Source organism: Streptomyces sp. NBC_01433, from assembly GCF_026340105.1.
Classification (GTDB): Bacteria; Actinomycetota; Actinomycetes; order Streptomycetales; family Streptomycetaceae; genus Streptomyces.
Map to the genome: position 1 here is coordinate 1,542,239 of NZ_JAPEPM010000002.1, position 20,244 is coordinate 1,562,482.

Consider the following 20,244-nt stretch of genomic DNA (forward strand, 5'->3'; position numbering starts at 1 on the left):
GACGGCGATCCGTCTGGTCCTCCCCCGTGCTGAAGTGTCCCCCCTGAGAAGCGGTCTCTTCCGCTTCTCCCATCCACGCGTCACTGTCGCTCCATACTTTTCGGTGTTTCACAGAATGAGCACATCCTGCACATTCTGTGCGCTGAACATGCGGTTCTGTCACCGGAGCGATTTCTGGCCCGAAGCGATGCGGGATCGTGATCATGAAGTCGGACTGAGTGTGCGCAACGCGGGCAGGGCGGTGAACCCGACCCATCGGCCGCCCTCACCGCCCGATGAACCGCTCTCGCCGGGGAGTCCGCCTTCCGCGCGGCCCACCAGGCCCGTCCCGACAACCGGTGCGGCCCCGACGGGCGCGATGCCGCGCGTGAGTCACCACGCGGATGCGATTCCTCCCCGACCTGGGGCGGTTCATCCGGTGGCAAACCGGTTCAGCCGGCCAGCGAAAGCCCGTTGAGAATCACCTCGGCCACGCTCTCGGCGTAGAGCCGCACGCGCGTCTCCTCGGTCGACGTCAGCTCCGGGTTCATCATCGAGGCGAGCGCCATCTGGCCGTAGAGCGCGGATCCGCCCGAAGTGAGCAGGAAATAGAAGGTCTCATAGGGGACTTTCTTGACTCTCCCCTGCTCGTGCAGAAGTTCAAGAACGAGGATGTAGCGCGCCCGGATGGGCTCGATGTAATGACGGTAGAGATACTCCAGGCGATCCGTGGCGGCCACGCCTTCCAAAGCGACAATGCGAGCCAGATAGGGGCGCTCTGCCGAGTACTCGATGAAATTCCGGATCAGCATTCGCAGGCGCACCATGGGGTCGGCCGATTCGTCGTCCCCGGCCACCAGATGATCCACGAGCGGTTGAAATGCCCAGTCGACGGCGGCCTCCCACAGTTTCGCCTTCGACCCGAAGCGCTGATGGAGAAGGTTACGGCTGACACCCAGCTCGTCATTGACGGCCCGCAGTGACACACCGTTGTACCCGTGCACCGAGAAAGCCTCGATCGCGGCGGCCAGAACCTGATCGGTCGGGGCGAATTGCGCGTCCTTGGGCGGACGTCCTCGTGGACGGGAGACACGCGGCGGATTGTCAGACATGGGACCAGCTTAGCCGCGTTGCCTCTCCCCCGTGGAGCCGGAGGAGAGGTAACGAGAGAACGAACGAACAGGGCGGCAATTCCTTTACCGTGTGAGCTTGTCCACGGGCTTGAACTTCGCTTCGCCGCCTTCGAGGTTCGCATTGAGGAATGCGTGACGGTCTCGCCGGTTGATCTGGTCGATCCATCCGGCCACACCGGGAATGTTCCGGCGCAGAGTCTCGCGCGTCAGATTCCCCGGCGTCCGGACGAGCGGGGCGAAGCGCCACAGGCCGGGGTCGGGGAGGCCGGTGCTCCCGTAGCTGTCCTCGCCCAAGTAGAAGCGCGCGTGGCCGAGTTGCGCCTTGTAGCGCAGCTTGCCGTAGACCTGGCGCAACCCCTTCGCGTCGTCAGGAGGGAGGTAGGTGTCCATGAACGACCGGCACAATTCCTGCGAGTCCTTGTCGATCTTCGGCTGTTCCGCGAGCCCGAACAGCAGGTTGCCCTTGAAGCCCTCGGTCACCGTCTCCGGGTACCACGGCGGCTCGACGCCCATGAGGTAACCGACATAGCGCCAGTGATGCATCATCGCTTCCACGTCGGCGTCCGTGGGGCGGTAGCCGAGCAGTTTCAGCTGCGTCCCGGGGGCGAACGAACTGAGCAGCAGCGTTCCGGTCTGCGCGAACTGGCTGATGGGCATGCCCAGTCGGGCCCGGTCCCACTCGGGGTGCGGCAGCAACGTGTGACGGATCATCGAGTGCAGGGTGCGCACGAACACCGCGGAGCGGCGTCCGGCAGCACCGGGACGCATGGCCCCGGGCTCGGTGGTATCCGTCCACAGGCGCGAGGTCTCCACGAACCGGCCGAACGCCGACCCACCGGTGTACGCGCCGGTCAGCGCGAGCGGCTTGGCGACGGTCTCCAGCCCGTACGCGTTGAACGTGGACATCCCGAAGTACGGGTAGAGCTCCTTGTACCGCCGGAAGACTTCGGCTCCGTGCTCGACCTTGCCCCAGTCCACCCACTCGGGGTCGGTGTTGATCTGGTCGAACAGGGCCACCAGTTCCGGGGACGGGTCACTGACGCTCTTGATTCCGCCGTGCAGGGCCTGTTCGACGTCCTTTCGGGCACGAGCCTTGCCCTTGGGCGAGGCGAAGGCGGCGTCGATGTAGGCGTCGCCGAGCCGGTCGCCGGTGTTCATGGCCCGCCCGAAGGCCGTCGCCAGTTCCTCGGGGACATCGAGGTGGGACTTGGCGAGGCGCTCAAGTTTCCACTTGAGTGCCTGCCCCTGGGGGCTCCCGGCGGCTTCGAAGTAGGTAAAGATCTCGGGGATGGACACTTCGGCCGCTTCGGCCACATGGTTCGCTTCGGCCGCATTGGTTGCTTCAGCCGCATTGGTTGTTTCATCCACATCGGTCGGCTGCGTCATTGATCTCACCGCTTTCAGATGGTTGGGGCAGGGGTCGCGGCCAGTTGGCGCGCCGGTTCGCGGGCGACCCGCAGGGCGGCCGCTTCGTCCGCGAGGGACGTGTCGCGGCGCTCAACCGGGCGAGGAGCGGGACGAGTTCCTTGACCTCGGCGCCGTTCGGACCGGCGAGGCCCTCGGTGTGCCGCGACGTCTGCGCCGCCACCCGGCCGGGCACCGGCAACGCCGGGTGCGGGGAAACTCCCACTGTGCGGTCCCCCGGCAGCCGGACAGGATCCGTGTCGGCGAGCGTCGCGGCCCGTCGGCAGAGAAGGCATCCGCCGGTTGTCATGTCTCCTCCCGCCGAATCCTGGCGTGCGGAGGAGCGGGCGAGGGCTGGCCCCGGGACCGGATGGAAGCCAGGGAGGGGCTGCGGCGCCCTTCGCGGGGAAACGTGGGAACACCCGCGATGGAGGCCCAGCCCACGTGATCGATGTGCGGATGGCCGAGGACCACGTCGGTCACGGAGTCGGGCGGGCAGTCCAGCTCCGCCGGCCGCTGCGGCAACTGCGCACAGGAAGGGGGCAGTTCGCCATTGGGCAGCCGCTGCGCGGCGAGCCCGCCGCACGGGACCTGGAGCATCCCGCGCCGGTCGAGGACACCGGTCCGGGCCTGCCACACGGACAGCGGCACGTCCGGGTGGAGCAGGTTCGGCGGCATCGACATGACGCCGTCGGTGAGGGGCTCGACTGTCACATCACCTATCCGCATGCTCCGAACGTTACCATTAAAGTGTTGGTCGTCAATTTATATTTCCAGCACACAGAACGATACGCGGCGCATACGGGTGATCATCTCGTTCCTAAATTGACCAACGACACTTTAAATCCTAGGGTCGGCGGCACACCACGACGCAGAGGAGCACCCTCATGTCCGGTCAACGGATTGACGTCCACACTCACGGCGTGTCGGACGCGGCGATGACGGCGATCGCGGGCCGGGGCTTCCGGCCGACCGGCGGATACCGCATGTCGGTGCGGTGGACCCCGGAGGCCGCGCTCGCCTACATGGACCGGCACGGGATCGCCGCCCAACTCGTCTCCCTGCCACTCCCGTTCGCGGGGGCCGACGACGACCCCGGCTTCGGGACGCGTCTGGCCCGGCTGATCAACGAAGGGCACGCCGAGCTCATCGCGAAGCACCCCGGCCGCTTCGGGGCCTTCGCGACGCTGCCCGCGGACGGACCCGACGAGGCGCTGGCGGAAGTCTCCTACGCACTGGACGAGTTGGGACTCGACGCAGTGGTACTGACCTCGAACATGCTGGGGCACTACTTCGGCGATCCATCGGTCGAGCCCGTACTGGCGGAGCTGGCACGGCGCGAAGTGCCGGTCTTCGTCCACCCCGCGGACTGCCCGCACATCGACGTGCTCGGGTTCGGCCGGCCGAGCTCGGTCGTCGAATTCCCCTTCGACACCGCGCGCACCATCACCAACGCCCTGTACACCGGCGTCTTCCAACGGCATCCCGGACTGCGGCTGATCCTGGCGCACTGCGGAGGGGCGCTGCCCACCCTCGCGTGGCGGATCGGCGAACACACCGTCATGGGACGGGGCCCCGAGGACGCGGACATCGATCCCGCCCACGTCGCCGAGGTGCTGCGCGGGCTCTACTACGAGACGGCACTCGCCGGCAGCCGCAACTCCCTGCTGCCGACGCTTGAGGTGACCTCGGCGGACCACATCCTGTTCGGAACCGACTGGCCCGCGGCCCCGGAGCCCACGGTCGTACGCAACATCGACCATCTCACCGGCTTCGACGGCTTCACCGACGCCGAACTCCGAGGCGTGGAGCGCGACAACGCGCTCAGGCTGTTCCCCAGGTTCGCCTGACTCCGGGCGGGGCGGCCAACGACTGGCCCGTGAGGTCCCCAGGACGCCACGATCGTGGCGTTCCCGGGACCCGCCCCCTCAGCGTCGCGCGGATCGCTCCGCCACGTCGCGGCACATCGAGAAGCTCGGTCTCACCGCCTCAGGCGGGAAACCGGCGGGTGACGTCTCAGGCCCGGCGGGTGACGTCTCAGGCGGCGTCCGGCGGCCAGAACTCCTCGACGCGGTCGCGGTCGCGGTACATGTTCCAGTAGATGTCGGCCAGTCGGTCCGGCTCCACCACGGTGATCCCTGACGGCAGGGGAGCGCCCGCGAAACTGTCGTGGCCTTCGCTGCCGGCGATGACGGAACCGATGGTGAGCGTGCCGACGTACACGCCCAGCGGAGCGACTTCTCCGTGGAGCGCGTACAGGTAGTTGCGGGTCGCGGCCATGGCCGATCCGAGGCCGCCCATGCCCGGTACGGGACGGGCAGCGGTGAGGCCGTGGGTGACCAGGATCGCGCCGTCCCCGCGTGCCGTCATCGCCGGCAGAACGGCGCGGGTGATCTCTACGGGCGTGAGGGTGAAGAGGTTGAGCAGTTCACCGAGCCGGTCCGCGGTCAGCTCCGTCGCGGGCTGCGGCATGGCCATCATCGTCACGGGCGAGTACTCCACCACATCGATGCGGCCGAAATGGTCCTGGATGCGCGCCACCAGTGCCGGGATCCCGGCGGGGTCGGCCAGGTCGGCGGGGAAGGCCGCGGCCTCGATGCCCTTGGACGCGAGGGAGCGGGTCAGCTCCTCCAGCCGTCCGGGCCGACGGGCGACGAGAGCGACCCGGAAGCCCTCACGGCCGAAGCGATGAGCCAAGGAGGCTCCCAGACCGGTACCGGCCCCGAAAATGGCGATCACAGGGGACATGGCGGCGCACTCCTCAAGAACCGTGGCAGTAAGTTGAGCGTATCTTCAACTTACTTTCGACGGTAGCACTCAACTTGAGGCGACCCTCAAGAAAGGATCCGCTGTGCGAACGGACAAGGGAGCGGAGGCCAGGACGCCCGGCCGCCCGGGCCGGACGAAGGCCGGGCGCGGGCTGCGGAGCGACGCGGCACGCAACGAGGAGCGGCTGAAGGCGGCGGCGGCCGAGGTGTTCCGGGAGCGAGGACTCGGAGCTCCGGTGGATGAGATCGCCAAGCGCGCGGGAGTCAGTGTCGGCACGCTCTACCACCGTTTCGGAGGCCGTGAACGGCTCATCGAAGCGGTGGTACCCGAAGCCCTCGCCGCACGCCTGGAGGAGGCCGGGCACTGGGCGCTGGAACAACAGGACGCATGGGAAGGATTCACCGGCTACATCGAGCGTCTGTGCGATATCCAGGCGAATGACCGCTCTTTCGGCGAAGCCCTCAGCGGCGGAGCCCTGAGCCCACCGCGTCTGGCCGCCGTCTGCGCGGCCCAGGCGGACACCGCCCGCCGCATCGTGGCCAACGCCCATCAACAAGGCACCCTGCGCGAAGACTTCACCCCGGATGATCTGTCCTACGTGTTCTGGTTCACGACCGCCACGCTCAACGCCACGGCGGACAGTGATCCACACGCCTGGCGCCGTGGGATCACCTTCCTTCTCGACGGCCTCCGCGCCCGCTCCCCCGGATGACGCTGATCATGGACAGCGGGACCAGATCCGCGAAATGAGCGGATTAAACCGTACGGTGGCGACGTTATGCCTGATCAGCGCCGATTCGCACCGAGGCGGGTCGGGCGGAACTGGAGGCATGGCTGTGCACGGTGAGTACAAGGTCCCCGGCGGCAAGCTCGTCGTGGTGGATCTGGACGTAGAGGGTGGGGCGCTGCGCAACGTGCGGGTGGCGGGGGACTTCTTCCTGGAACCCGACGAAGCGATCCTGGCCATCGACGCGGCCCTCGAAGGCGCCCCGGCCAACACCGACACCGCCGGTCTCGCCGCCCGCATCGACGCCGCGCTGCCCGCGTCCACGGTGATGCTCGGGCTGACCGCGGAGGGCGTCGCCGTCGCCGTACGCCGGGCCCTGGCGCAGGCCACCGAGTGGAGCGACTACGACTGGCAGCTCATCCACGAAGCACCCCAGTCGCCCGCCCTCCACATGGCCCTCGACGAGGTCATCACCGCCGAGGTCGCGGCAGGCCACCGCCCGCCGACGCTCCGGGTCTGGGAATGGGCCTCCCCCGCCGTGATCATCGGCAGCTTCCAGTCCCTGCGCAACGAGGTCGACCGGGAGGCCGCCGCGCGGTACGGCGTCGACGTCGTCCGCCGCATCTCGGGCGGGGGCGCCATGTTCGTGGAGCCCGGCAACACCATCACGTACTCGCTCTCCGTCCCGGACTCCCTCGTCTCCGGACTCTCCTTCGCCGACAGTTACGCCTACCTCGACGACTGGGTCCTCGGGGCACTCGGCGACATGGGTATCCGGGCCTGGTACCAGCCGTTGAACGACATCTCCACGGACGCCGGGAAGATCGCGGGCGCGGCGCAGAAGCGTGTGGTGGGCCGGGAGGGCGCGGTGCTCCACCACGTGACCATGTCCTACGACATCGACGCCGACAAGATGCTCGAAGTGCTCCGGATCGGCAAGGAGAAGCTGTCCGACAAGGGCACCAGGAGCGCCAAGAAGCGCGTCGACCCGCTGCGCCGCCAGACGGGGCTGCCGCGCGAGATCGTCATCGACAACATGATCGACTCCTTCCGCAACCGGCACGGGCTCACCCCCGGCGAGGTGACCGGCGAGGAGATGGCGCGCGCCGAGGAACTCGTACGCACCAAGTTCGGCACGGCGGAGTGGACGGCGCGGGTGCCGTAGACCCGGCCGTCATCACCCCGCGCCCTTCGTCCCCCGCTTCCCGCCCGCGTACGGCCGAACGGCGTCTCCCGGCGCGCGCCGGACCCGATTCCGCGTCGTCATGGGAGTCGGGGCCCGCGTCGTGCGGGCCACGTACCGCTGTGGCCATCGCCACCGGGTCGAGGAGACGCCAGGATGAAACGCATCACCGGGAGGGCCACCGCCGTGGCCGCGGTCGCCTTCTTCGCCACCGCGGCCACCGGCTGCGGTGGCGGAAACAGCGGCAGCTCGTCCGCCTCCACCTCTCCGTCCGCCTCCGCCTCGCTAGCCGCTTCCGCTTCCACCAGCACATCGGCGGCCGCCGGGACCGTGGCGACCGCCACCGGTTCGCTGGGCACATTCCTGGTCGACGGCGCCGGCCGGACCCTGTACCTCTTCGAGGCCGACACCTCCACCAAGTCCACCTGTACGGGCACCTGTGCCGCGGCCTGGCCTCCCTTGACCGTGACCGCCGAACCGGTCGCGGGCAAGGGGGCGAAGGCGGATCTGCTGGGCACCACCACACGGGGCGACGGCAAGAAGGAAGTCACGTACAACGGTCACCCCCTGTACTACTTCGGGGGCGACACCAAGGCCGGTGAGACCAACGGGCAGGGCTCCACCGCGTTCGGCGCCGCGTGGTACGTGCTCGACGCGTCCGGCAAGAAGATCACGGGTCCGGCATCGCCCAGCGGGCAGCCGACCAGCGGTCAGCCGTCCGGCGGCGGGTACTGAGCGCCTCGCCGCCCGGTCGGTCCCGTCGCCCCCGCCGTCTGCTTCGGAGCGGAGTACCGTGGACGCATCGAGGGCATTCTCGCCGTCGGCTGGTGTGCCCTGGCCGTTCTGGACGCTTGCGGGCCGGAGGCGATGGCCGGTGGACTTCATTGGAGCGCGACCCCTCGTGAGGGCCCATGAGCTCAACTGACGAGTCGTCCCAGAGCCCGGTCGGAGCGGTCGGCCGGGTGACCGTGCAGATCCCGCCGGACGGTCCGGGCGAAGTGCTCGTGGCCGTACGCGGCGGCTCGGAGACCTACGCGGCCTGGTGCGAATCCGCGACAACTCTCGGCCGGGACGTACGTGTCATCGTCGTCGACGCCATCTCGGCACGCTCGGTGATCGTCGAGCCGTTGCCGTCCTGAATCATGTAGGAACCACGAAACACGGCAGGAGTTCTCTCATGCTGTTCTGGCAGGTCCCCGCGCCCAATGAGGCCATGCTCATCTCCGGTACGAAGCGGCAGGCGCAGGAAACACAGTTCCGGATCGTCACCGGCCACGGAAGTTTCGTGCTACCGGTGAAACAGAAAGCCCGCATGCTCTCCCTGGCGCTGCGGGAGGCCGAGATCGCCGAGGACTGCGTCACCCAGCAGGGCATCCGGCTGAGCGTGCGCGCGGTGTGTGTGTTCAAGGTCGGGGACGACGCGGTGTCGATCGCCAACGCGGCACGGCGCTTCCTCTCCGAACAGGACCGGATGGAGGAACTCGTCGGTCGGATCTTCGCCGGGCACCTCCGCTCCATCGTGGGCGGACTGACCGTCGAGCAGATCATCCGGGAACGCAGCCGGGTCGCCCAGGAAGTGATGGTGGGCAGCCACAGCGAGATGGAGAAGCTCGGAATCGTGGTGGACGCGCTCCAGATCCAGGAGATCGAGGACGCCACCGGGTACATCAACAACCTCGCGGCCCCCCACGCGGCCGCGGTCGCCAGCCAGGCGCGCATCGCGCAGGCGAGGGCCGACCAGGAGGCCAGCGAGCGCGAGCAGCAGGCGGCGGCGTTGAAGGCCGAGTACGAGCGTGACACGGCCATCAAGCGGGCCGGGTTCCTCGCCGAGACGGAGCAGTACAACGCCCGCGCCGCGCAGGCGGGTCCGCTGGCACAGGCCAGGGCGTCCCACGACGTCATCGAGGAGCAGACGGCGCTCGCCGAGCGGCAGGCCCAGCTGGCCGCGCAGCGCCTCGAAGCGGAGGTCAGGCGTCCGGCGGATGCGGAGGCATACCGACAGCGCACGCTGGCCGAGGCCGCCCGTGATCAGGCCAAGTTCGCGGCGGACGGCAGCGCCTACGCCGAACGGACTCTCGCCCAGGCGCAGGCGGATGCCAACACCGCCCGCGCCCTGTCGCTGCGCGACGGGAACCAGGAGCTCATCGCGGCCAACCGGGTCGTGGAGAACCTGCCCGCCCTCGCCGACGCCGCGGCACGCGGCATGGCCGGGGCCCATCTCACCGTGCTGAACGGGACCGACGGCGTCAACAGCATGGCGGCGGGGCTGGTGGGCCAGGGTCTGGCCATCCTCGACTCGCTGCGCAACACGAAGGATCCGGCGGTGGACGGAAAGCGCAGCCTGCGCCTCCCGGAGAACCCGTGACCGCCCCGGTATGACCGCCCGGTCCGTATGATCGCCCCGCCCGACACGACCGCCCCGGTCGGCACAGTGCCGACCGGGGCGGAAGCGTGGAACAGGGAAAGCGGCTGCCGTGACGGTCAGACCAGGCTGGCGATCGCCTGGTTGAACGTCGCGGACGGGCGCATGACCGCAGCGGCCTTCTCCGGGTCGGGCTGGTAGTAGCTGCCGATGTCGACCGGCGAGCCCTGCACCGCGATCAGCTCGGCGACGATGGTCTCCTCCTGCTCGGCCAGCGTCTTGGCCAGCGGCGCGAACGCCTCGGCGAGCGCGGCGTCGTCGGTCTGGCCCGCCAGCTCCTGGGCCCAGTAGAGCGCCAGGTAGAAGTGGCTGCCCCGGTTGTCGATCCCGCCGAGCTTGCGGCTGGGCGACTTGTCCTCGTTGAGGAAGGTGCCGGTCGCCCGGTCCAGGGTGTCGGCGAGGACCTGGGCGCGCGCGTTGCCCGTGGTCGTGGCCAGGTGCTCGAAGCTGACCGCGAGGGCGAGGAACTCGCCCAGGCTGTCCCAGCGCAGGTAGTTCTCCTTGACGAGCTGCTGGACGTGCTTGGGCGCGGAGCCACCGGCACCGGTCTCGAACAGTCCGCCACCGTTCATCAGCGGGACGACGGAGAGCATCTTCGCGCTGGTGCCCAGCTCAAGGATGGGGAACAGGTCGGTGAGGTAGTCACGCAGCACGTTGCCGGTGACCGAGATGGTGTCCTCGCCGCGGCGGATGCGCTCCAGGGAGTACGCGGTCGCGTCCTCGGGCGTCTTGATGGAGATGTCGAGGCCGCCGGTGTCGTGGTCGGCCAGGTAGGTGGTGACCTTGGCGATGAGGTTGGCGTCGTGCGCGCGGCCCTCGTCCAGCCAGAACACGGCCGGGTTGCCGGTCGCGCGGGCGCGGGTGACGGCGAGCTTGACCCAGTCCTGGATCGGCAGGTCCTTGGTCTGGCACATCCGGAAGATGTCACCGGCGCCGACGGCCTGCTCCAGCACGACGTCGCCGTTGGTGTCGACGACCCGCACCGAACCGGTGGCGGGGATCTCGAAGGTCTTGTCGTGGCTGCCGTACTCCTCGGCCTTCTGCGCCATCAGACCGACGTTCGGTACGGAGCCCATGGTCGACGGGTTGAAGGCGCCGTGCGCGCGGCAGTCGTCGATGACGACCTGGTAGACGCCCGCGTAGCTGCTGTCCGGCAGGACCGCGAGGGTGTCGGCCTCGTCGCCGTCCGGGCCCCACATGTGGCCGGAGGTGCGGATCATGGCCGGCATGGAGGCGTCGACGATGACATCGCTGGGGACGTGGAGGTTGGTGATGCCCTTGTCGGAGTCGACCATCGCGAGGGCCGGGCCCTCGGCGAGCTCGGCCTCGAAGGACGCCTTGATCTCGGCCCCCAGGTGGGGCACGGAGTCCAGGCCCTTGAGGATGGCGCCGAGGCCGTCGTTCGGGCTGAGTCCGGCGGCGACGAGCGCCTCACCGTACTTGGCGAAGGTGTTCGGGAAGAAGGCGCGGACCACGTGGCCGAAGATGATCGGGTCGGAGACCTTCATCATGGTGGCCTTGAGGTGCACGGAGAACAGCACGTCCTCGGCCTTGGCACGGGCGACCTGCGCGGTGAAGAACTCGCGCAGCGCGGCGACGCGCATGACGGCCGCGTCCACGACCTCGCCCGCGAGGACGGGGACGGACTCGCGCAGCACGGTGGTGGTGCCGTCGTCACCCACCAGCTCGATGCGCAGCGAACCGTCCTCGGCGATGACGGCGGACTTCTCGGTGGAGCGGAAGTCGTCGACGCCCATGGTCGCGACGTTCGTCTTCGAGTCCGCGGACCAGGCGCCCATGCGGTGCGGGTGCGCCTTGGCGTAGTTCTTGACCGACGCGGGGGCACGGCGGTCGGAGTTGCCCTCGCGCAGGACGGGGTTCACCGCGCTGCCCTTGACCTTGTCGTAACGGGCGCGGACGTCCTTGTCCTCGTCGGTCCGCGGGTCGTCCGGGTAGTCCGGAAGCGCGTAGCCCTGCTCCTGGAGCTCGGCGATCGCGGCCTTGAGCTGCGGGATCGAAGCCGAGATGTTCGGCAGCTTGATGATGTTCGCGCCGGGAGTCCTGGCCAGCTCACCGAGCTCGGCGAGTGCGTCATCGATACGCTGTTCGGCCTTGAGGTGCTCCGGGAAGCCGGCGATGATCCGCCCCGCCAGGGAGATGTCGCGGCTCTCCACCGTGACCCCTGCGGTCGAGGCGTAGGCCTCGACGACGGGCAGGAACGAATAGGTCGCCAGGGCAGGGGCCTCGTCGGTGTGCGTATAGATGATGGTCGAGTCAGTCACCGGGTGCTCCGCTCCACGTCTGCAACATTGCTTGACATCAAGATATCCCGTGACCGCTCCCCTCTCCACAAGGCCCCCGCGCTCGTTCTCCCGCCCCGGCCCTTCAGTGGCCGGATTCCTGGGCCTCGCCCGGCCTCCGCCGGGGTTCCACCTGCTCGACGCGAAGGGCGACGTACCGCGGTGGGCGGCGGCCCGCGCCCCGTACCGGATCGCCGAGGAGGAGGTGAACGCCTGGCGCGTACCGCCGTTCACCGGTCACCGTCTGGTCCATCTGATCGCCTTCGGCACGATCCGCGCCGTCGAACGCGTCGAGGCGGGGCTGCTCAGCGTTCCCGGACAGGTGTGACCCCGAGGGCGGCGGGGGCGGGCGGCCGGTGCTCGAACCAGCGCCGGTCGTCCTCCAGTTGGGCGGCGAGCGCGATCAGCCGCTCCTCGCTGCGGGAGGGGCCGAGGAGCTGGGCGCCGAGGGGCAGGCCGTCGCTGGTGAACCCGGCCGGGACGTTGATGCCGGGCCAGCCCAGGACGTTCCAGGGCCAGGCGTACGGGCAGGCCGCGGCCATCGCGAGGTCGGTGCGCCAGGCGCTCAGCCGGTCGAAGGTGCCGACGCGGGGCGGCGGGGTGGCGGTGGTCGGGGTGAGCAGTACGTCGAACCCGCGCCCGGACGCGTCGAAGAGGGCGCCGATCCTGCGGTGCTGGCGCACTTCGCGGGCGCGGGCCGCCCGGACGACCCGGCCGCCGAGGCGGGTGCCGGTGCGCAGGGCGCTGCGGGTGCGCGGGTCCAGGAGGGCCGGGTCGGGGTGGCGGGCGGCGAATTCGGCGATCCCGGTGGTGGCGCGGGGGACGAAGGCGAGGCCGATCAGCCCGTAGCGGGGTCGGGCCTCCTCGACATGGTGGCCCAGGCGGGCGAGGGCCTCGGCGAGTGCGGTGACGGCCCGGCGCACCTCCGGGTGCGGGGCGGCGCCGGTGAGGGTGAGCGGTGGCCGCCAGGCGAGCGCGATGCGCAGTCGGCCGGGGTCGCGGAGGGCGGCGGCCGAGGCGCTGACGGCGGGCGGGCGGTGCGGGTCGTCCGGGTGCGGTCCGGCGACCGCGTCGAGCAGGAGGGCCGCGTCGGCGACGGTACGGGCCAGGGGGCCGTTGACGGTGAGGCCCTGGAAGGCGTCGCTGTGGGGGTGCGTGGAGATCCGGCCGCGCTGCGGTTTGATGCCGACGAGATGGGTCCACGCGGCGGGGATGCGGACGGAACCGGCTCCGTCCGAGCCGAGCGCGGCGGGGACGAGTCCGGCGGCCACGGCCGCCGCGGAGCCACCGGACGAACCGCCCGGGGTGTGCCCGGTGTTCCACGGATTACGGGTGGCGCCGAAGGCCGCGCCCTCGGTGAACGGCCACTGGCCCAGCTCGCAGGAGTTGGTCTTGCCGACGACGACGGCTCCGGCGGCGCGCAGCCTGCGGACCGCCTCGCTGTCACGGACGGCCGGGGGCAGGTCCCCGTCGCAGCCGAAGTGGGTGGGCAGGCCCGCGACATCGGTGTCGTCCTTGACGGCGACCGGTACGCCGAGCAGCGGCAGCCGTTCGCCCGCCGCGAGCCGCCGGTCGGCTTCGGCCGCCTCGGCGAGCGCGGCTTCGGCCCGTAGGTGCCGGAAGGCGTTGAGGGTGCCCTGGGTGGCCTCGATCCGGGCGAGGGCGGCCGCGACGAGGGCGGTGGAGGAGGTGCGGCCGTCGGCGAGTTGCCGTGCGCTGTCGGCCAGTCCGGGCGGTGCGGGTGCGCGGGACGGCTCCGATGCCGCTGCCCGTGCGGGTACCGCTGTCGCCGCCGGTACCGGCGGGGCGCTCGATCCGGTCCGGTCCGTGGGTTCCGTTGAGGACATGGGCTGTCGCCTCCCTCGTGTCCGCCGGATCCACCGGTCCTCCCGGTTCCGCCCGCACGAACTTACTGGAGGGTAACGAAGCGGGGGCCGCCCGCTCAAGCGTTTCGCACGGCGGGCCGCGGGCTGCCGGGACACGGATGCGTCCGGATCCCTCCGGCCCGAACCGAGACGCCCCGAACCCAGACTCCAGGGTTCCGCCGGGGCCGCTTCCCACCTACGAGGGCCCGTCTCCTGCGAGGGCCGTTTCCTTCGCGGGCCACTTCCTCCGAGGCCGTACCTGCCTCCGGACACCTGTCCCCCACGGTGCGTGAGCGAAAACCTCGCCGGACTTCACCCTCCGTACGCACCGTCGCGCGCTCCTCACCTCGCGGGCGTACGCTCGACATCACGGATCACACGGATCGCGCACCCTGAACGGCCCTCAGCAGGCCCTTTCGAAGGAGGCGACGTGACCGGTCACCGTATGGCCGCACGCACGGCCGCAGGCGCGGCAGTCGTCGCACTCACCATCACGAGCGGCGCAGTGGCGCACGCCGGTGACGGCACCGGCTCGCTCAGCGCACAGCAGATCGCCGACCGCTCCCGTGACGCGCTTCTCGGGGTGCGTTCCCTGCACCTGAACACGCGAGGTGACCTCGGTAAGGCGGACTCGCCGATGACGCTGGATCTCGTCCTCGACCGGGACGGCAACTGCGCGGGCGGCGTCGACCTCGGCAACGACGAAGGCTCCATGAAGATCATCAAGCGTGGCGACACGGTGTGGCTGAAGCCGGACTCGGCATTCTGGAAGAACCAGGTGCCGATCGGCGGCTCGGCCTTCGAGGCCATCGTGGACGGCCGGTACATCAAGGCTTCGGCCACCGACCCGAGACTGGGCGACGTGACCAGGGCATGCGATCTCGACACCTTCCGCCAACTGATCACGGACAACGCGAAGACCGGCTCCGACCGGGGGACCCTGGTCAAGGGCAAGGAGACGCGGCTCGCCGGTTCCCCCGTCGTCCCGCTGATCCGGACCCGGAACGGCGAGACACTGACCCTGTACGTGGCCACGGAGGGCAAGCCCTATCCGGTGCGGTTCACGGTGAAGGGCCCGTCGGCGGACGCGGTCGTGGGCTTCTCCGCCTTCGACAAGCCAGTGCCCACGGCCACTCCCCCGGCGGACGAGACGGTGGATGTCAACGCCCTGCTGGGGCGCACGACCTCGCCCGTCTGACAGTGCCGTTTCCCCAACCCTTGCCCCCGGCCCCTGCCCCGTGTCCCGCCCACGACCGCGTCCGCCGACGGGCCCTTCGCCCCTTCGCCCCTGAGGGCCCTCACCCGCGCGGGGTGCGATCCCCCCGGCTGAGCAGCGCGTACAGCACGAGCGACGAGGCCAGTCCGACCGCCCAGCCGTAGTCGGCGAGCGGTTTCAGGAACGGGATCAGCCCGTCGGACGGGAAGGGGCCCTTCCCGGGGGCCGAGTGGGAGCCGCCCACGGCCAGGACGCCGCCGACGGCGAAGGCGGCGACGGCCCGCCAGTTCCAGCCGTTGGTGTACCAGTAGCGCCCGCCGGGCCGGTAGAGATCCGCGAGGTCCAGCACGGTGCGGCGGATGATCCAGTAGTCGGCGATCAGAATGCCCGCCACCGTACCGAGGAGGCCGCCGACCAGTCCGAGCCAGGTGAAGATGTACAGCTCGGGGGTCTCGGTGAGTTTCCACGGCATGATGAGGACGCCGACGACGCCCGTGATCAGGGCGCCGGTACGGAAGTTGATGACCTTCGGCGCGAGGTTCGCCAGGTCGTACGCGGGTGAGACGACGTTCGCCGCGATGTTCACCGAGATCGTCGCGATGAGGACCGTGATCAGCCCGAAGAGCAGCCCGAACACGTTGTCGGTCTTGGCGACGAGCTGGACCGGGTCCCAGACGGCTACCCCGTACACGGCATGCGAGCCGGACGTGACGAAGACCGACAGCAGGGCGAAGAAGGTCATGGTGGTCGGCAGGCCGAGCGACTGCCCCCGGATCTGGGCGCGTTGGCCCGCGGCGAAGCGGGTGAAGTCGGGGATGTTCAGCGAGAGCGTGGACCAGAAGGCGATCATGCCCATCAGGGACGGGAAGAAGACCGGCCAGAAGTCCTTGCCCCAGCCGAGCGCGGAGGGCTGGTCCAGCAGCGGACCGAATCCGCCCGCCTTGACGGCGACCCACACCAGCAGGACGACGGCACCGACGAGGACGAACGGAGCCGCCCAGTTCTCGAACCGGCGCAGGGTCTCCATCCCCCGGTAAATGATGGCGAGTTCGAGCGCCCAGAAGAGGACGAAGCAGAGCCACAGCGTCCATGGCTGGCCGCCGATCTCGTCGGCCTTCGCCCAGCCGCCGAAGATCTTGCCGAGCAGGGTGAAGACGCCGACGCCCCCGATCCAGGTCTGGATGCCGAACCAGGCGCAGGCGACGGCGGCGCGGATCAGGGCGGGCAGATTGGCGCCGCGCAGCCCGAAGGAGGCACGGGCCAGCACCGGGAAGGGGATGCCGTACTTGGGTCCGGCGTGCCCGGTGAGCAGCATCGGGGCGAGCACGATCAGGTTGGCCAGCGCGATCGTGAAGACGGCCTGCTTCCAGTCCATGCCGAGCGCCACCAGACCGGAGGCGAGCAGCCAGGACGGGATGTTGTGGGCCATGCCGATCCAGAGGGCCGCGAAGTTGTACGTCGTCCAGGTGCGCCGTTCCAGGGGGACGGGCAGGAGGTCCTCGTTGGCGAAGCGGGGGTCGTCGGGAACGTAGCCGTGGGCGAGTTCGACGCGACCGGACGGGGCGGGTATCGGGTCCTGCGGTGGGGTGGGTGGGACAGTTGCGGTCATGGCGGCTGGACCCTTCGCTCGGGAGCGGTGCCGTGCGGGGCGGGGTTCGGGTCTACGCGGGGAAGCGGGCACCCTGTGTGCGGGGTGCGAGGCGGGGAAAGCGGCCGGGTGTGCCGGTCAGGTCGACAGGGCCGGGATGATCTCGGAGCCGTAGGCGTCGATCGTCGCCTCGCGTGCGTCGTGCATGTTGTACAGGGCGAACTGGTCGACTCCCAGGTCGCGCAGGGCCCGGAGCTTCTCGATGTGCGCCTCGGCGGGGCCCAGCAGACAGAACCGGTCGACGATCTCGTCGGGGACGAAGGCCGTGTCCGGGTTACCGGTGCGGCCGTGGTGGCTGTAGTCGTAGCCGGACCGCCCGGCGATGTACGCGGTGAGCGCCTCGGGAACCAGACCGGAGTGCTCACCGTAGTGGGACACCAGGTCGGCCACGTGGTTGCCTACCATGCCGCCGAACCACCGGCACTGCTCGCGGGCGTGGTCGAGGTCGTCGCTCACATAGGCGGGGGCGGCGACGCAGATGGTGACGGAGTCCGGGTCGCGGCCCGCGTCGGCCGCCGCCTGCCGTACCGCCTTGATCATCCACTCGGTGAGGAACGGGTCGGCGAGCTGGAGGATGAACCCGTCGGCCTTCCTGCCTGCCAGGGCCAGCGCCTTGGGACCGTACGCCCCCATCCAGACCGGCAGGCTGCCGTCCTTCACCCACGGGATCTGGATCGGCCGGCCGTCGACGGTGGCCTCCCGGCCCTCCGCCAGATCACGAATGACATCCATCGCCTCGCCGAGGCGGGCCAGGGTGTTGGGTTTGCGGCCCGCGACGCGCATCGCGGAGTCGCCGCGCCCGATGCCGCAGACGGTGCGGTTGCCGTACATGTCGTTGAGGGTGGCGAAGGTGGAGGCGGTGACCTCCCACGTACGGGTGCCCGGGTTGGTGACCATCGGGCCGACGATCAGCCGCTCGGTGTGCTCCAGGATGCTGCTGTAGATGACGAACGGCTCCTGCCAGAGCACCGCCGAGTCGAACGTCCAGCCGTAGCGGAAGCCGTTGCGTTCGGCACGGCGCATGAGACCGACCACCGTCGAGGCGGGCGGGTCGGTCTGGAGGACGAGTCCGAAGTCCATGCCGGGTTCTCCTAGTCCAGTTGCTGACATGTGGCACGGGCGGCGTGCGTGCCGTGACCGGCACGACCCTTGAACTTCCGCCCATGGATGGCGACTTCACCCGGGAAGGCGCGGTCTCGGCCCCTCCGGTGAGGTGCGGGTCCGGCAGACGGTGCGGGGGTGGAGGGGGCGTGTCGTCGTCGCCCGGTGCACATTCCGCCCTCGCCCGTACTCCGGCCTTCAGGCACTCGGGCGCACATTGGCGATGCTCCGGGAGCGCTGCCCCGGGTGACGTGATCGGGAAGATCCTTCCACATCATGCCGTGCCGAACCTTGTGCGACGACGCTTCGAGAGCGAGTCGCGAGGGGCCGATTCTGGACTGCTTCCCAGGTTTTGGGAAGAGGTCTCCCCCACACGTGCCCACTGCTCGCCGGTGAGCCCTACCGAACGGCGCGCACACGCGGGCGGGCGGCGCCGGTGACGCACACGGACCTGCCGCTCAGGCCGGGGCGGAGGGCGGCGAGGAACGTCTCCGGTGACGAGGAAGTGACACACCGGCTCTGTCAGTTCGCCCCCCGGAAGATGCCGCGCGGCACATAGGTCCCGTGGCCCGCGTGACCCACGTAGTTACGGTTGTCGACCACCGGAACACCGCGGGAGAGCACCGTCTCCACCCGCCCCGTCACGCGCTTGCCCTCGTACGCCGAGTAGTCGACGTTCATGTGATGTGTCTCGGCCGAGATGACCTGCTCGGCGTGCGGGTCATAGATGACGATGTCGGCGTCGGCGCCCGGTGCGATCGTGCCCTTCTTCGGATACAGGCCGAACATCCGGGCGGGCGCGGCGCAGGCGATCTCGATCCAGCGTCGACGGCCGATGTGCCCGTCGACAACAGCCTGGTGAAGGAGGTCCATACGGTTCTCGACACCCGGCATGCCGTTCGGGATCTTCGAGAAATCTCCCCGGCCCATCTCCTTCTGGCCCTTGAAGCAGAACGGGCAGTGGTCCGTGGAGACCACCTGCAGATCATTCGTCCGCAGTCCACGCCACAAAGCCGCCTGATGCTCCTTCGGGCGCAGCGGTGTGGAGCAGACGTACTTGGCACCTTCGAATTCGGGCTCTGCCAGGTTGTCGGTCGACAGGAAGAGGTACTGCGGGCAGGTCTCACCGAATACGGGAAGGCCCTCGTCCCGGGCCCGTGCCAGCTCGGCCAGCGCTTCCTGCGCCGAGACGTGCACCACGTAGAGAGGAGAGCCCGCCACCTGGCTCAGCTTGATCATCCGATGCGTGGCCTCCGCCTCCAGGAGTGCCTTGCGGACCTCACCGTGGTAGCGCGGATCCCGCTCACCGCGTGCCAGTGCCTGTTCGACCAGTACGTCGATGGCGAGGCCGTTCTCCGCGTGCGTCATCACCAGCGCGCCGTTCGAGCCCGCACGCTGCATGGCCCGGAGAATCTGACCGTCGTCGGAGAGGAACACCCCCGGATACGCGGTGAAGAGCTTGAACGAGGTGACCCCGGCCGAGACGAGCGTGTCCATCTCCTTCAGCGAGGACTCGTTCACATCGGACATGATCATGTGGAACGCGTAGTCGATCGCGCACTTTCCATCGGCCTTCTCATGCCATGCGTCAAGCCCCTCACCGAGTGACCCGCCCTTGGACTGGATCGCGAAATCGATGATGGTCGTCGTGCCGCCCCAGGCCGCGGCCCGCGTGCCGGTCTCAAAGGTGTCGGAGGCGAACGTGCCACCGAACGGCATCTCCATATGCGTGTGCGCGTCGACCCCGCCCGGGATCACGTACTTCCCCGCGGCGTCGATGACGTGACCGGCCGTCCACCCATGGCTGCCGTGGGTGGCCAGGGCCACGACGCGGCCACCGTCGACGAGCACGTCGACGTGCAGCTCGTCGGAGGCAGTGATGACCAGGCCACCGGTGATCAGAGTGCGTGCCATAGCGACTGCTCCATTCGCGTCGGATCCGGGGTTTCGCTCATGAGCCGCTTCTGTACGTCCAGTGCGTCCAGTGCGCCCAGTGCGCCCAGTGCGCCCTGTATGCCCTGTACGCCCTGTGCGGCACCGTCGGCGGCCCGGGTACCGGTCCCCAAGAGGTCGGCGGCGAAGGTGCCGCCGAAGGACGTCTCCGCGCGGTGATGACGAGGCCGCCGTGGATGACGGTGCGGCTCATGTCCCTCTCCTCACCGCGGCGGAATGGGTCTACGCACGTAGATACGTGCGTGATGAAGAACGTAGAAGTGGGTTGCCCACTGTGGCAATACCGCTGCCGCTAACGGATGAAGACGTTTCCGTTTCCCGCGCGGGACACCCCACCGGCCCAATGCGCGACGCGAAGCGGCACGGCTTCCGGTGGCGGGCCGTCACGGCGGCGCTCTCGTCCACGTCGGCGCACCGTGCACGTGGCCGGGCGGCCGTGGCGGCCTCGACTGCCGTCACCGCCACGGAGATTGATAACGGAATGATGAAGGGTCTGGTCCAAATGTTGGGTACGGTTCATCGGCTGGTCCCGCAACGGGCGTGA

18 protein-coding genes are annotated in these 20,244 nt (G+C 69.4%); 8 read left to right on the top strand and 10 right to left on the bottom strand.

What is annotated here, in order from left to right:
* Positions 1–431: 431 nt before the first annotated feature.
* The 3 genes from OG413_RS34330 to OG413_RS34340 form a co-directional block, all read right to left on the bottom strand.
* The gene (locus OG413_RS34330; protein ID WP_266812387.1) at positions 432–1,091 is read right to left on the bottom strand and encodes a TetR/AcrR family transcriptional regulator; all 660 of its coding nucleotides are present in this window, start codon (positions 1,089–1,091) and stop codon (positions 432–434) included.
* Between the two features lie 84 nt (positions 1,092–1,175).
* Entirely contained in the window at positions 1,176–2,498 is a 1,323-nt protein-coding gene (locus tag OG413_RS34335; protein ID WP_266812389.1) for an oxygenase MpaB family protein, read from the bottom strand.
* Between the two features lie 324 nt (positions 2,499–2,822).
* A complete protein-coding gene (locus OG413_RS34340) occupies positions 2,823–3,230 on the bottom strand; it encodes a hypothetical protein (RefSeq protein WP_266812390.1) in 408 nt (135 codons plus the stop codon).
* A 173-nt stretch (positions 3,231–3,403) separates the two neighbouring features.
* Here OG413_RS34340 and OG413_RS34345 point away from each other — a divergent pair, with 173 nt between their 5' ends.
* Positions 3,404–4,366, top strand: a complete 963-nt coding sequence (locus OG413_RS34345; protein ID WP_266812392.1) for an amidohydrolase family protein — start codon at positions 3,404–3,406, stop codon at positions 4,364–4,366.
* Between the two features lie 187 nt (positions 4,367–4,553).
* On the opposite strand, the gene OG413_RS34350 is transcribed toward OG413_RS34345, so the two are convergent.
* Complete coding sequence (locus tag OG413_RS34350) at positions 4,554–5,264, bottom strand: SDR family oxidoreductase (RefSeq protein WP_266812394.1); 711 nt, start codon at positions 5,262–5,264, stop codon at positions 4,554–4,556.
* 103 nt (positions 5,265–5,367) lie between these two features.
* Between OG413_RS34350 and OG413_RS34355 the strand changes: the two genes are divergently transcribed.
* The 5 genes from OG413_RS34355 (at position 5,368) to OG413_RS34375 (ending at position 9,560) form a co-directional block, all read left to right on the top strand.
* Entirely contained in the window at positions 5,368–5,997 is a 630-nt protein-coding gene (locus tag OG413_RS34355) for a TetR/AcrR family transcriptional regulator (protein WP_266812395.1), read from the top strand.
* Positions 5,998–6,121: 124 nt separating this feature from the next.
* Positions 6,122–7,177 (top strand): biotin/lipoate A/B protein ligase family protein, encoded by a 1,056-nt coding sequence (locus OG413_RS34360; RefSeq protein WP_266813264.1) that lies wholly within the window; start codon positions 6,122–6,124, stop codon positions 7,175–7,177.
* A 174-nt stretch (positions 7,178–7,351) separates the two neighbouring features.
* Positions 7,352–7,930, top strand: a complete 579-nt coding sequence (locus tag OG413_RS34365) for a hypothetical protein (RefSeq protein WP_266812397.1) — start codon at positions 7,352–7,354, stop codon at positions 7,928–7,930.
* A 176-nt stretch (positions 7,931–8,106) separates the two neighbouring features.
* Positions 8,107–8,334 carry a hypothetical protein gene (locus OG413_RS34370; protein ID WP_266812398.1) on the top strand — a complete coding sequence of 76 codons (228 nt, stop codon included), beginning with the start codon at positions 8,107–8,109 and terminating at the stop codon, positions 8,332–8,334.
* A gap of 38 nt (positions 8,335–8,372) precedes the next feature.
* Entirely contained in the window at positions 8,373–9,560 is a 1,188-nt protein-coding gene (locus OG413_RS34375) for a flotillin family protein (RefSeq protein WP_266812400.1), read from the top strand.
* Positions 9,561–9,676: 116 nt separating this feature from the next.
* On the opposite strand, the gene OG413_RS34380 is transcribed toward OG413_RS34375, so the two are convergent.
* On the bottom strand, positions 9,677–11,899 hold the full coding sequence (locus OG413_RS34380; RefSeq protein WP_266812402.1) for an NADP-dependent isocitrate dehydrogenase: 2,223 nt from the start codon (positions 11,897–11,899) through the stop codon (positions 9,677–9,679).
* A 49-nt stretch (positions 11,900–11,948) separates the two neighbouring features.
* Here OG413_RS34380 and OG413_RS34385 point away from each other — a divergent pair, with 49 nt between their 5' ends.
* Positions 11,949–12,245 carry a hypothetical protein gene (locus tag OG413_RS34385; RefSeq protein ID WP_266812404.1) on the top strand — a complete coding sequence of 99 codons (297 nt, stop codon included), beginning with the start codon at positions 11,949–11,951 and terminating at the stop codon, positions 12,243–12,245.
* On the opposite strand, the gene OG413_RS34390 is transcribed toward OG413_RS34385, so the two are convergent.
* The gene (locus OG413_RS34390; protein WP_266812406.1) at positions 12,223–13,764 is read right to left on the bottom strand and encodes an amidase; all 1,542 of its coding nucleotides are present in this window, start codon (positions 13,762–13,764) and stop codon (positions 12,223–12,225) included. The two genes, OG413_RS34385 and OG413_RS34390, sit on opposite strands and share 23 nt — an antisense overlap.
* Positions 13,765–14,212: 448 nt before the next feature.
* Here OG413_RS34390 and OG413_RS34395 point away from each other — a divergent pair, with 448 nt between their 5' ends.
* Positions 14,213–14,980, top strand: coding sequence for a hypothetical protein (locus tag OG413_RS34395; RefSeq protein ID WP_266812407.1), 768 nt, complete (start codon positions 14,213–14,215; stop codon positions 14,978–14,980).
* 100 nt (positions 14,981–15,080) lie between these two features.
* Here OG413_RS34395 and OG413_RS34400 read toward each other — a convergent pair whose 3' ends face one another.
* The 4 genes from OG413_RS34400 to OG413_RS34415 form a co-directional block, all read right to left on the bottom strand.
* Positions 15,081–16,607 carry an NCS1 family nucleobase:cation symporter-1 gene (locus OG413_RS34400; RefSeq protein ID WP_266812408.1) on the bottom strand — a complete coding sequence of 509 codons (1,527 nt, stop codon included), beginning with the start codon at positions 16,605–16,607 and terminating at the stop codon, positions 15,081–15,083.
* A gap of 117 nt (positions 16,608–16,724) precedes the next feature.
* Entirely contained in the window at positions 16,725–17,726 is a 1,002-nt protein-coding gene (locus OG413_RS34405) for a TIGR03842 family LLM class F420-dependent oxidoreductase (protein ID WP_266812409.1), read from the bottom strand.
* A 543-nt stretch (positions 17,727–18,269) separates the two neighbouring features.
* Complete coding sequence (gene hydA, locus OG413_RS34410; RefSeq protein ID WP_266812410.1) at positions 18,270–19,661, bottom strand: dihydropyrimidinase; 1,392 nt, start codon at positions 19,659–19,661, stop codon at positions 18,270–18,272.
* Positions 19,646–19,813 carry a hypothetical protein gene (locus tag OG413_RS34415; protein WP_266812412.1) on the bottom strand — a complete coding sequence of 56 codons (168 nt, stop codon included), beginning with the start codon at positions 19,811–19,813 and terminating at the stop codon, positions 19,646–19,648. Before OG413_RS34415 ends, hydA begins: the two co-directional genes overlap by 16 nt.
* Positions 19,814–20,244 lie beyond the last annotated feature (431 nt).